Origin of the sequence: Labrys wisconsinensis, assembly GCF_030814995.1 — a bacterium.
Taxonomy (GTDB): Bacteria; Pseudomonadota; Alphaproteobacteria; order Rhizobiales; family Labraceae; genus Labrys; species Labrys wisconsinensis.
The window spans coordinates 330137-342431 of sequence record NZ_JAUSVX010000001.1 but is presented as its reverse complement, the minus strand read 5'-3'; the positions used below and the strand labels follow the sequence as shown (position 1 = coordinate 342431).

At 74.3% G+C, this 12295-nt stretch carries 6 protein-coding genes; all 6 read left to right on the top strand.

What is annotated here, in order from left to right:
* The first annotated feature begins 8 nt into the window (after positions 1–8).
* Positions 9–2099 (top strand): acetate--CoA ligase family protein, encoded by a 2091-nt coding sequence (locus tag QO011_RS01525; RefSeq protein ID WP_307266746.1) that lies wholly within the window; start codon positions 9–11, stop codon positions 2097–2099.
* Positions 2096–2884 carry an enoyl-CoA hydratase-related protein gene (locus tag QO011_RS01520; protein WP_307266743.1) on the top strand — a complete coding sequence of 263 codons (789 nt, stop codon included), beginning with the start codon at positions 2096–2098 and terminating at the stop codon, positions 2882–2884. The genes QO011_RS01525 and QO011_RS01520 overlap by 4 nt, the downstream gene beginning before the upstream one ends.
* 143 nt (positions 2885–3027) lie before the next feature.
* Complete coding sequence (locus QO011_RS01515) at positions 3028–4164, top strand: alpha/beta hydrolase (protein ID WP_307266740.1); 1137 nt, start codon at positions 3028–3030, stop codon at positions 4162–4164.
* A 3-nt stretch (positions 4165–4167) separates the two neighbouring features.
* The gene (addB, locus tag QO011_RS01510) at positions 4168–7272 is read left to right on the top strand and encodes a double-strand break repair protein AddB (RefSeq protein WP_307266737.1); all 3105 of its coding nucleotides are present in this window, start codon (positions 4168–4170) and stop codon (positions 7270–7272) included.
* A 286-nt stretch (positions 7273–7558) separates the two neighbouring features.
* On the top strand, positions 7559–11035 hold the full coding sequence (addA, locus tag QO011_RS01505) for a double-strand break repair helicase AddA (protein WP_307266735.1): 3477 nt from the start codon (positions 7559–7561) through the stop codon (positions 11033–11035).
* Positions 11036–11110: 75 nt separating this feature from the next.
* Positions 11111–12028 carry a Tim44 domain-containing protein gene (locus tag QO011_RS01500; RefSeq protein WP_307266732.1) on the top strand — a complete coding sequence of 306 codons (918 nt, stop codon included), beginning with the start codon at positions 11111–11113 and terminating at the stop codon, positions 12026–12028.
* The last annotated feature ends 267 nt before the right edge of the window (positions 12029–12295 follow it).

Below are 12295 nucleotides of genomic sequence, written 5' to 3'. Positions count from 1 at the left end.
TCTCGCACATGACCATCGTCGAGGGCCTTCGCCGCCTTCTCAAGCCCCGCCACATCGCCGTGGCCGGCGGCCGCCTTGCCGCCGTGATCATCCGCGAGAGCGAGCGCATCGGCTATGCCGGTCCGATCTGGCCGATCCACCCCGATAAGGCCGAGATCAGCGGCCATAAGGCCTATGCCCACGTCGAGGACCTGCCGGAGGCGCCGGACGCGGTGTTCATCGGCGCCCCGCGCGAGCCGACCGTCGACATCGTCGGCGCGCTGTCGCGGCGCGGGGCGGGGGCGGCGGTGTGCTACGCCGCCGGCTTCGCCGAGATCGGCGGCGAGGGCGCGGCGCTGCAGCAGCGCCTGGTCGAGCAGGCGAACGGCATGCCGCTGGTCGGGCCCAACTGCTACGGCGTGCTGAACCTGCTCGACGGCTGCGTGCTGTGGCCGGACACGCACGGGGCCGAGCGCTGCGAGCGCGGCGTGGCGATCATCACCCAGTCCGGCAACATCGCCCTCAACGTGACGATGCAGCGGCGCGGCCTGCCGGTCGCCTATGTCATCGCCGTCGGCAACAAGGCGATCGGCGACCACGGCGACTATATCGAGGCCCTGCTCGCCGACGACCGCGTCACGGCGATCGGGCTGCACATCGAGGGCGTCGGCGACGCGGCGCTGTTCTCCAAGGCGGCGATCGCGGCCCTGGAGAAGGGCGTGCCGCTGGTGGTGCTCAAGACCGGCCGCTCGCGCATCGGCGCGGAGATGGCGATGAGCCATACCTCCTCGCTCGCCGGGCCGGACGGGCTCTACGACGCCCTGTTCCAGCGCTATGGCGTGGCGCGGGTCGGCGACGTGCCGGCCTTCGTCGAGACGTTGAAGCTGATGCACATGTTCGGCGGCCTGCCCGGGCGGCGGATCTCGTCGATGAGCTGCTCGGGCGGCGAAGCGGCGCTGATCGCCGACATTGCCGAGGACCGCGGCCTCGACTTCGCGCCGATCCCCGAGGCGAATGCCGCCCGGCTGCAGACTTTGCTGACCGAGAAGGTTCACGTCGCCAACCCGCTCGACTACCACACCTATATCTGGGGCGACGCCGCGGCCAACGAGGCGGTGTTCGGCGAGATGCTGGCCTCCGGCTACGACCTCAACCTCCTGGTGCTCGACCAGCCGCGCACCGATCGCGGCCTGGTGCCGGACGGCGGCTTCGCCGCGGCGCGGGCCGCCATCGCCGCCGCCGCGAAGAAGAACGCGGCCCGGGCCGCGGTAGTGGCCTCGCTGCCCGAGAACATGCCGGAGGAGGACGCCAAGGCGCTGATGGCGCTCGGCGTGGCGCCGCTGCAGGGCATCGGCGACGCCCTGACCGCCACTGCCCATGCCGCCGCCTTCGGCGCCGCCCGGGCGCGCCGCGCCGGCCTGGTGGCGCTGAAGCCGCCGGCCGCGCTCGATATCGGCAAGGCGCGCGTCCTGAGCGAGCACGAATCCAAGCGCCTGCTCGCCCGCCACGGGCTGGAAGTGCCGCCGAGCCGTCTCGCCCGGGCGGTCGAGGTCGCCTCCACCGCCGCCGCGCTCGGCTTTCCCGTGGCGGTGAAGATCCATTCGGAGACGGTGGCGCACAAGTCCGACGTCGGCGGCGTCAAGCTCGGCCTGCGCTCGCGCGCCGACGTCGCCGACGCGGTCGACGCCATGTCGCACCTGTCCGACCGGTTCCTGGTCGAGCGCATGGTCGAGCGGCCGGTGGCCGAGCTGATCGTCGGCGTGGTGCGCGATGCCCAGTTCGGTCCAACGCTCACCGTCGGTGCCGGCGGCGTCATGGTCGAGCTCCTGCAGGACGCCACCACCATGCTGCTGCCGGTCACCGCCGAGGAGGTGCGCGAGCGGCTGATGGGGCTGCGCGTCGCCCGGCTGCTGGAAGGCTTCCGCGGCAAGCCCAAGGGCGACATCCGGGCCACGGTGCGGGCGATCCTGGCCGTGGCCGACTTTGCCCAGCGCAATGCCGACCGGCTGGTCGAGCTCGACGTCAACCCGCTGTTCGTGCTGCCGGAAGGCTATGGGGCGGTGGCGGCCGACGCGCTGATCCGCATGGTCGACACCCCCGGAACAGGAGCAGGCCGATGAGCGAAGCCGTCAAGCTGGAACGTCGCGGCGCGGTGCTGGAGGTCACGCTCGACCGGCCCAAGGCCAACGCCATCGACCTCGCCACGTCCAGGGCGCTGCACGCCGCCTTCCGCACCCTGCAGGACGACCCGGCGCTCCGGGTGGCGATCCTCACCGGCGGCGGCGAGCGCATCTTCTCGGCGGGCTGGGACCTCAAGGCTGCGGCGTCGGGCGCGGAGGAGCCGGACACGGATTTCGGCCCCGGCGGCTTTGCCGGCCTCACCGCCTTCTGGGAGCTGTCCAAGCCGGTGATCGCCGCGGTCAACGGCGTCGCCATCGCCGGCGGCTGCGAGCTGGCCCTGGCCGCCGACCTGATGGTGGTGGCCGACCATGCCGAGTTCGCCCTGTCGGAGGTGACGGTCGGCCTGGTCGCCGATGCCGGCGGCATCCAGCGCCTGCCGCGGCGCATCCCGCCGGCGGTCGCCGCGGAGCTGCTGCTCACCGGCCGGCGCTTCACGGCCGCGGAGGCCAAGGCCTGGGGCCTGGCCAATGCCGTCGTGCCGGGCGCCGAGCTGATGGCGACGGCCCGCGCCCTGGCCGAGCGCATCGTCGCGGCAGCGCCGCTGGCGGTGGCCGCGGTCAAGGCGATCCTGGCCGAGACCGACGGCATGAGCGTGCGCGAGGCCTATGAGCACGTCGCCGCCGGCAAGGTGCCGGCACACCGGGCCATGCAGCTCTCGGAGGATTCGCGCGAAGGTGCCAAGGCCTTCGTCGAGCGCCGGGCGCCGGTGTGGAAGGGACGCTGAGCCCGGCGCAGCGGCCTTCCGGGGACGCCGAGCCCGGCGCGGCGGCCTTCCGGGGACGCCGGGCGATTGCCGGTTCCCTCCCGGCGTCCGGCCCGATAGATTGCCGGCCGACCGGGAGGCATGCGCTCGCGATGATGGACGCCATGAGAACGGGGTTGCGGCTGGCCGCGGCCATGGTGCTGGCGGCGAGCCTCGCCGCCTGCGGCGAACGGCCGGGAAGCCTGCTGCTGCATCCCGTCGAGGCGACCGGCGTCGGCACCCCGGTCTCGGTGCTGGTGGCCACCACCCGCGACCGTTCGACCCAGGACCGCTATGCCTTCACGGACGGCCGGTCGCGGACGCTCAACTACGAGCGCTACCAGATCTCGATTCCGCCGACGCACGTGACGGGCACGATCGAATGGCCCGACCGCCCGCCAGGGGATCCGGCCCGCAATTTCGTGGTGACCCGCAGCGAGACTCTCGACCGTGCCGCCTTCGACGCGGATCTCGCCGCCCGCCAGCCAGGCGGCAAGCCGGCCAGCGGCGACGTGGTGGTGTTCGTGCACGGCTACAACACCAATTATCAGGAAGCCGTGTTCCGGGTGGCGCAGCTCACCAAGGATGGCGGCTTTCCCGGCACCATGGTCGCCTTCGCCTGGCCTTCGCGCGGCACGCTGACCGGCTATGTCGCCGATCGCGAGAGCACGACCTATTCCCGCGATTATCTCGAGCAGTTCCTCGACGACGTCGCCCGCGCTCCCGGCGTGAAGCGGATCCACATCCTCGCCCACAGCATGGGCAACTGGCTGGCGGTGGAGACGCTGCGCCAGGCCAAGCTGCGCGCCAGCTCGCCCTTTCTGGCCAAGCTCGGCGACGTGTTCCTGATGTCGCCCGACATCGACGTCGACGTGTTCCGCACCCAGCTCGACGTCATCGGCAAGCTCAACGAGCCGATCACCGTCATCGTCTCGCGCGACGACCGGGCCCTCGCCGCCTCGCAGCGCCTGGCCGGCGACGTGCCGCGGGTCGGCAACGTGCTGGTCGACACGCCGCAGGCGCAGGCGGCGATCAAGCAGTATGGTCTCAGGGTGATCGACCTCTCCGACCAGGCGAGCGAGGACACCATGCGCCACAGCAAGTTCCTCAACATCCTGCCGACGCTGCACGACGTGGTGGCGCGCGACGATCTCGCCCAGCGCGGCAACCCGATCTCGCGCACCGGCACCTTCGTCGTCGACACGGCCGGCACGATCCTCACCGCGCCGCTGCGCCTGGGCGAAGCCGTCCTCGGCCAGTGAGGCATGGCGCGCGGGCTCAACCTCTTCACCATCCCGCCGGGGGCGCCCTTCCTCGCCACGCTGGTCGACGCCCTGGTCGACGGCGTGCTCGTGCCCGGCTTCGTGCCCCGCGCGGACCCGCTGGCGCTCGCCTCCGCCACGCTGTTCCTGCCGACGCGCCGCTCGATCCGGGCGCTGCGCGAGGTGTTCCTCGATCGGCTCGGCGGCGAGGCGGTGCTGCTGCCGCGCCTGATGGCGCTCGGCGAGGTCGACGAGGACGAGGCCGCCTTCGAGGCCGGCGCCGAGGCGCTCGGCCTGCCCGAGGCGGTCGGCGGGCTGGAGCGCCAGATCGCCCTGACCCGGCTGATCCTGGCCTGGAGCAAGGGCCTCGCCGGGGCGCTGCTGCCGGAAGAGGGCGAGGCGGAGCCGCTGCTGATCCCCTCCTCCTCCGGCGACGCGGCGGCCCTGGCGGTGGAGCTCGGGCGCTTCATCGACGGCATGACCATCGAGCGCGTGCCCGCGGCGGCGCTGGAGATCCTCACCGCCGAGCACCAGGGGCGCTACGACCGCTATTGGGACCTGACCACCCGTTTCCTGGAGATCGTCACGGCGCAATGGCCGGCGCATGTCGCCGAGCAGGGGCGGCTCGATGCGGCCGAGCGCCGCAACCTCTTGCTGGAGGCCGAGGTCGAGCGGTTCTCGGCCGCGGCGACCGGGCCGGTGGTGGTCGCCGGCTCGACCGGCTCGATTCCGGCGACGCGCGACCTGATGCGGGCGGTGGCGGCCAACCCGCGCGGCGCCGTGGTGCTGCCGGGGCTCGACCAGGGCCTGGACGAGGCCTCCTGGCGAGCCATCACCGACGGGGAGGGCGCGCCCGGCCACCCGCAGGCCGGCCTCAAGGCGCTGCTCGCCGCGTTCGGCGTGGAGCGGGAGGCGGTGGCGCCCCTCGGCCGCGCGCCACGCGCCAGGGCCGAGCGCCAGCGCATCCTGTCCGAGGCGCTCCGGCCGGCGGAAACGACGCATCTATGGGCCGCAACGCCTGGCGCGGACGCCGCGGAAGCGGGCGCCGCCTTCGCCGACGTCACCCTGGTGGAGGCGGCGAACGAGGCGGAGGAGGCGCTCGCCGTCGCGCTGGTGCTGCGCGAGACGCTGGAGATGCCGGGCCGCCGGGCGGCGCTGATCACACCGGACCGGGCGCTCGCCGCCCGGGTGGCGGCCGAGCTCGGCCGCTGGGGCATCGAGGCCGACGACAGCGCCGGCCGGCCGCTGCTGTCGACCCCGCCCGGCGTGTTCGCCCGCCTGGTGCTCGACGTGGCGCTGTCGGATTTCGCCGCCGTGCCGGTGCTGGCGCTGCTGAAGCACCCCTTCGCCGCTCTCGGGCTCGGCCGCGGCGCGGTGCGTGCGGCGACGCAGGCGCTCGAGATCGGCGCGCTGCGCGGTCCGCAGCCGCCGCCCGGCATCGTTGGTCTGCGCAAGGCGCTGGCGCTCGGCGAGGCCCGTGCCGGCGATCCCCATGCGCCGGCGGCGCGGCGGGCGCTCTCGGCCGCGGACTGGGCCGCTGCCGCCCGGCTGCTCGACGCGCTCGACACGGCGCTGTCGCCGCTGCGCGCCGCCCTGCGTGAGGCCGGTGCCGCGCCGGCGAGCACCCTGTTCGCCGCCCATGTCGCGGCGACCGAGGCCGCGGGCGCCGGCACGCCGGAACTCTATGCCGGCGAGGCCGGGGAGGCGCTGGCCGACTTCTTCGAGGAACTGCTCGCGGTGCCGCCCGCAGCGCTGGACTGCCCGGCCGCCGAATATCCTGGCTTGTTCGCGGCGCTGGCCGCCGGCCGCACCGCGCGCGGCGGCGAGCCGAGGCACCCCGCCATCGCGATTTTCGGCCTCCTGGAGGCGCGGCTCATTCCGGTCGATCGCCTGGTGCTCGGCGGCCTGGACGAAGGCGTGTGGCCGCCCGACATGCGCACGGATCCCTGGCTCAACCGGCCGATGCGGGCGGCGATCGGCCTGCCGGCGCCGGAAAAGCGCATCGGCCTGACCGCGCACGATTTCGAGCAGGCCTTCGGCGCCGGCGAGGTGGTGCTGACGCGGGCGCTGAAGCGCGGCGGCGCCCCGACCGTCGCCGCCCGCTGGCTGCAGCGCCTCGCCGCCGCCCGGCCGGACGTGCACGCGGCCATCGCCGCAGGCGGGGGCCGCTGGCGCGACCTCGCCGGGCGGATCGATGCGCCCCGCCAGGCTCTGCCGGCGCTCGGCGCCCCGGAGCCGCGCCCGCCCCTGGCGCTGCGCCCGGCCTCGCTGTCGGTGACGGAGATCGAGACCCTGGTGCGCGACCCCTACGCCATCTATGGCCGTCATGTCCTCGGGCTCGAGCCGCTCGAGGAGATCGCCACGGCGCCGGGCGCGGCCGACCGCGGCACCCTGGTGCACGCGGCGGCGGCCGAATTCGCCGCCCTGTGCGCCGGCGGCGTGCCGCCGGACGCCGAGGCGCGGCTGCGAGCGATCGAGGAGCGCCTGTTCGCCGATTTCGCCGATTATCCCGACGTGCAGGCCTTCTGGCGTCCGCGCTTTGCCCGCATCGCCGCCTTCCTGACGAAATGGGAGCGCAGCCGGCGCGGCGACCTCGCCGCCGTGCATGTCGAGGCGTCGGGCCGGCTCACCTGGGACACGGCGGGCGGGCGCGTCTTCACGCTCAGGGCCCGCGCCGACCGCATCGAGGCCCGGCGCGACGGCGGCTGGAGCATCGTCGACTTCAAGACCGGCCAGGCACCGACGGGCCCCCAAGTCCAGGTCGGCCTCGCCCCGCAGCTCGCCCTGGAGGCGGCCATGCTGATGCAAGGCGGCTTTGCCGGCCTGCCCCGGGCCGAGCTCCTCGCGGGCCTGGCCATCGTGCGGCTCGCCGGCGACCGCGAGGGCGGCCAGGAGAAGCCGATCCAGTTCAAGGACGAGACGGCCGAAGCGGTGGCGCTGCGCTCGCTCCTGCGGCTCAAGGGGTTGATCGACCGTTTCGAGGACCCGGCGACGCCCTATGCCTCGCGCCTGCACCCGATGTTCCAGAAGCGCTTCGCCGGCGACTACGACCACCTCGCCCGCGTGCGCGAATGGTCGCTGGCCGGCGAGGCGGAGGAGGCGGAATGAGGGGAGGGGCGGCGCAGAGCAGGATAAGGCACGCGAAAGCCTTCCCCACGAAGCTGGGGAAGGTGCCCATGCGGAGCATGGGCGGATGGGGTGTGGTGGGCAAGTTCGAGGCGATGTTCGGATGGCGCGGATGCTTGTGCAGATCTGGCAAGCGTCGAGACCAGCGGGCCACACCCCATCCGTCGCCACTTCGTGGCGCCACCTTCCCCACCTCCGGTGGAGAAGGCTTCGGTTGCGCTTCGTTCCACCCCGTTCATGCCGCCGATCCGACGGGACTCGCTGCCGCATGTGCGGCCCCCGCGTGTGCACCGCCGTGACCCGCCACATCCCGCCCGTCACCATCGAGCGCCAGCGCCGGGCCTCCGATCCCGCCGTCTCGGCCTGGGTGTCGGCCAATGCCGGCTCGGGCAAGACCACGGTGCTGACGCGCCGGGTGGTGCGGCTGCTGCTCGCCGGGGCGGCGCCGGCGCGCATCCTGTGCCTGACCTTCACCAAGGCGGCGGCCGCCAACATGCAGAACCGCATCTTCCGCGACCTCGGCCGCTGGGCCCGCCTGCCCGATGCCGAGCTGGCGCGGGAGATCGCCGCGATCGAGGGAGCCTTGCCGGACGCGGCGGCGCTGGCCCGGGCGCGGCGGCTGTTCGCGGCGGCGGTGGAGACGCCCGGCGGCCTCAAGCTCCTCACCATCCATGCCTTCTGCGAGCGGGTGCTGCACCTCTTTCCCTTCGAGGCCAACGTCCCGGCGCAGTTCTCGGTGCTCGACGACCGCGGCGCGGCCGAACTGCTGGGCGATGCGCGCCAGGCCATGCTGATCGAGGCCAATCTCGCGCCCGACGGCCCTCTCGGCCGGGCCATGGCGCGGGTGGTCGAGGAGGCGGGGGCGGAGAGCTTCGACAAGCTGGTGGTCGAGCTCACCGGCGAGCGCGACACGCTGCGCGCCATCCTGCGCAAGGCGCGCACGCCGGCCGGCGCTGCCGCGCGCCTGCGGCGGGCCCTGGGGCTCGGGGAGGAGGAGACCGTCGCGGCGATCGAGGCGAGCATCTCCGGCGAAGGCCTGCCGGCTGCGGAATGGCGCAGCATCGCCGCCGAGCTGCGCGCCCTCGGCGGCAAATCCCACCTGAGCGCCGCAGCTTCCCTGGAGTCGGCGGCTGCCGCCGGCAGCCTGCGCGAGCGCTGCGAGGCCTATGCCGGCGTGTTCCTGACCCGGGAGGAGGCGCCCCGCGCGACCCTTCTGACCCAGGACGGGCGCAAGCGCCTGCCGGGCCTCGCCGCCCGGCTGGACGCGGAGCAGGCGCGCGTCGCCGACCTGGCCGAGCGCCGGCGCGCCGCCGCCTGCGTCGAGCGCTCCGAGGCGCTGCTGGTGCTGGCCGAGAAGCTGATAGCCGGCTACGAGACCGGCAAGCGGCGGCGGGCGGTGCTGGATTTCGACGACCTCGTCGCGCGCACCCTGTCGCTGCTGCGGCGCGCCGGGGCGGACTGGGTGCTCTACAAGCTCGATCAGGGCATCGACCATATCCTGGTCGACGAGGCGCAGGACACCAGCCCGTCGCAATGGGACATCGTCGAGCGCCTGGCGCGCGAGTTCTCGGCCGGGGAGGGTGCGCGCCTCGTGGCACGCACCCTGTTCGCGGTCGGCGACGAGAAGCAGTCGATCTATTCCTTCCAGGGCGCGGCGCCGGACGCCTTCGCCCGGATGCGCCGGCTGTTCGCCGGCCGCTTCCGCGACGCCGAGCAGCCGTTCGAGGAGATCGACCTCACCCATTCCTTCCGCTCGACCCGCGACGTGCTGGCAGCGGTCGATGCGGTGTTCGCCGACGTCGACAACCGGCGGGGCCTGTCCTTCGACGATGTCGCGACCGAGCACCCGACCGTGCGCGGGGAGGAGCCGGGGCGTGTCGAGGTCTGGCCGGTGGAGCGCCCCGACGCAGAGCCCGACATCGAGGCCTGGGACGCGCCCTTCGACGAGACGCCGGGCTCGAGCCCGGCGGCGAAGGTGGCGCGGCGGGTGGCGCGCGAGGTGCGGCGGCTGATCGACGAGGGCGATCCGGCGACGGGCGCGCGCTACCGCGCCGGCGACGTCATGGTGCTGGTGCGCAGCCGCAACGCCGTGTTCGAGGCGGTGATCCGCGAATTGAAGCACGAGCGCGTTGCCGTCGCCGGCGCCGACCGGCTGGTGCTGACCGACCATATCGCCGTGATGGATCTGGTGGCGCTGGCCCGCTTCGTGCTCGCCCCCCAGGACGACCTGACCCTGGCGGCGCTGCTGAAGACGCCGCTGATCGGGCTCGACGACGCGGTGCTGATCCGCCTCGCCCCTGGCCGGCGCGGCACGCTCTGGGCGGCGCTGGAGGCGGCCGCCGCCGACGATCCGGCCTGCCGCGCCGCGCATCGGCGGCTGGCGCAATGGATCGACGAGGCGGCATTCAAGCCGCCGACGACCTTCTTCGCCGACCTCCTCACCCGTGACGGCGGCCGGCGTGCCATCCTGGCGCGGCTCGGGCCGGAGGCGATCGACGCGCTCGACGAGTTCCTCAACGCCGCCGCCAATTACGAGCGGGCGGAAACGCCGAGCCTCCAGGGCTTCCTCGCCTGGCTCGGCGCCGCCGAGGCGCAGGTGAAGCGCGACATGGACGTGGCGCGCGACGAGGTGCGCGTCATGACCGTGCACGGCGCCAAGGGGCTGGAGGCCCGGGTGGTGGTGCTGGCCGATACCTGCGGCACGCCGAGCGGCCGGCACGATCCGAAGCTGTTCTTCCCCGTCGATCCCCTGGCGCCGCAGGGCGAGCCGCTGTTCGCCTGGTCGCCGAAGATGGCGTCCGATCCGCCGCTGCTGGCGCTGGAGCGCCTGCGGCTGCGCCGGGCCGACGAAGGCGAGCATCGGCGGCTGCTCTATGTGGCGATGACGCGGGCGGAGGAGCGCCTGGTCGTCACCGGCTTCGAGGGCAAGCGGGCGCGGCGCGACGGCAACTGGTACGACATGATCGAGGAGGCCCTGCGCGCCGGCGGGGCGCGGGCCGAGCCCATGCCGGAGGGTGCCGGCGAGCGCCTCGTCTGGGAGCGGACGCCGCGCATCGCCGTCGCCGCGCCGTCGCCGGCGGCCGCGGCGGCGCGCGAGGCCGATCCGCCCTGGCTCCACGCCTTCGCCCCGGCCCCGGCGCCGGCGGCGCGAGTGCTGCGCCCCTCGGACGCCGCGGCGGTGCCGGCCGCCGAAACCGTCGCGGCCCGTGCCCGGGGCGGGGCGGCCGCGGCCGCGCGCGGCCGCCTGGCGCATCGGCTGCTGCAGTCCCTGCCGGAGATCGCGCCGGAGGACCGGCTCGCCGCGGCCCGGCGCTTCCTCGCCCGCGCCGCGCCGGAGCTCGCCGACGGGCACGAGGCGCTGGTGGGCGAGGTGCTGCGCATCCTCGACGATCCCAGCTTCGCGCCGCTGTTCGCGCCGGGCGGGCGGGCGGAAGTGCCGATCGCCGGGCGCCTCGCGCGCGAGGACGGCCCGCCGCTGGCGGTGACGGGCCGGGTCGACCGGCTCCAGGCGGGAGAGGGCGCGGTGCTGATCGCCGATTTCAAGACCAGCCGCGACCCGCCGGCCGATCTCGCCGGGGTGCCCGAGGATGCGGTGGCGCAGCTCGCGGTCTACCGGGCGCTGCTGGCCAGGCTCTATCCCGGCCGGACGGTGCGGGCCGCCCTGGTCTGGACGGCGCGGCCGGCGCTGATGGAGCTGCCGGAGGCCCTGCTCGACGCCGCCCTGGCCCGCCTGCTGCGCGCCTGAGGGCCGGCGGCCTTCCCAGGCGGCAAGGCGATCCCCATATCAGCCGCGACATCAACCGACGAGGCATCGAACCCCGTGACGCGTTTCCGCAGCCTGGCCGCCGCTCTCGCAGTCGTTCTCGCGACGAGCCTGGTGGCCGTCGACCATGCCGATGCCCGCCGCGGCGGCAGCTTCGGCAGCCGCGGCGCCCGCACCTACCTCGCGCCGGCTCCGACGCAGACGGCGTCAGGGCCGGTATCGCCGATCAGCCCGACGATGGCGCCCCGGTCGGTGCCGGCCGCCGCTCCGCAGATGCCGTCCCGTCCCGGCCTGTTCGGCGGGGGTCTGATGCGCGGCCTGCTGATCGGCGGCGCCCTCGGGATGCTGCTCGGCTATGGCTTCGGCGGCCTTTCCGGCCTGCTCGCGCTCATCCTGCAGTTCGGCGTCATCGCCCTGGTGGCGATGCTGGCGATGCGCTTCTTCGCGGCGCGGCAGCCGGCGACGCCGGGCGGCGGCTTCGGCGCCGCGCCGCCGGCGCCGGGCGGGCTCGCCGGCATCGCGCGGGGTGCCGCCCCCCGGGCGGGCCGACCCTCGAACGCGCGGGACGAGATCGGCATCGGCAGCGGCGACCTCGACACGTTCGAGCGGCTGCTCGGCGAGATCCAGACGGCCTATGGCCGCGAGGACCGGGCGGCCCTCGCGGCCCGCACCATGCCGGAGGCCGGGGCGGTGCTGCGCGAAGAGCTCGACGGCAACGCGGCGCGCGGCCTGCGCAACGAGGTCGCGGACGTGCAGCTCCTGCAGGGAGATCTCGCCGAGGCCTGGCGCGAGGGCGATACCGACTATGCCACCGTGGCGATGCGCTATCGCAGCCGCGACGCCACGGTGGAGCGCGCCTCCGGCCGGGTGGTCGAGGGCGATGCCCAGCGGCCGACCGAGACCAAGGAGGTCTGGACCTTCGCCCGCTCCCGCGGCTCGGACTGGCGGCTCGCCGCCATCCAGGAAGCCGCCTGAGAGTATCGGCGCGAGCGCCCGCGCCGGCCGCCTTCGTCTGGATCGATCGGTGCCGGCTGCGCCATTGCCACGGCCTGCGCAGCCCTGCGGCGGCTCGGCAGGTCGGTTCGCGCCTCGATGCATCAGCCCTTGGCCATGTTGTCTATACAAGTATGTGCAACTCTGCCTGCGGTGGGGCTTGCCGGCCGCCGATGATGCGTCCGTGAAGCGACGGCCTTTGCGTTACGTTGCCTTGCCTTCGCCACATCGATCCAATAGATAGGTAGC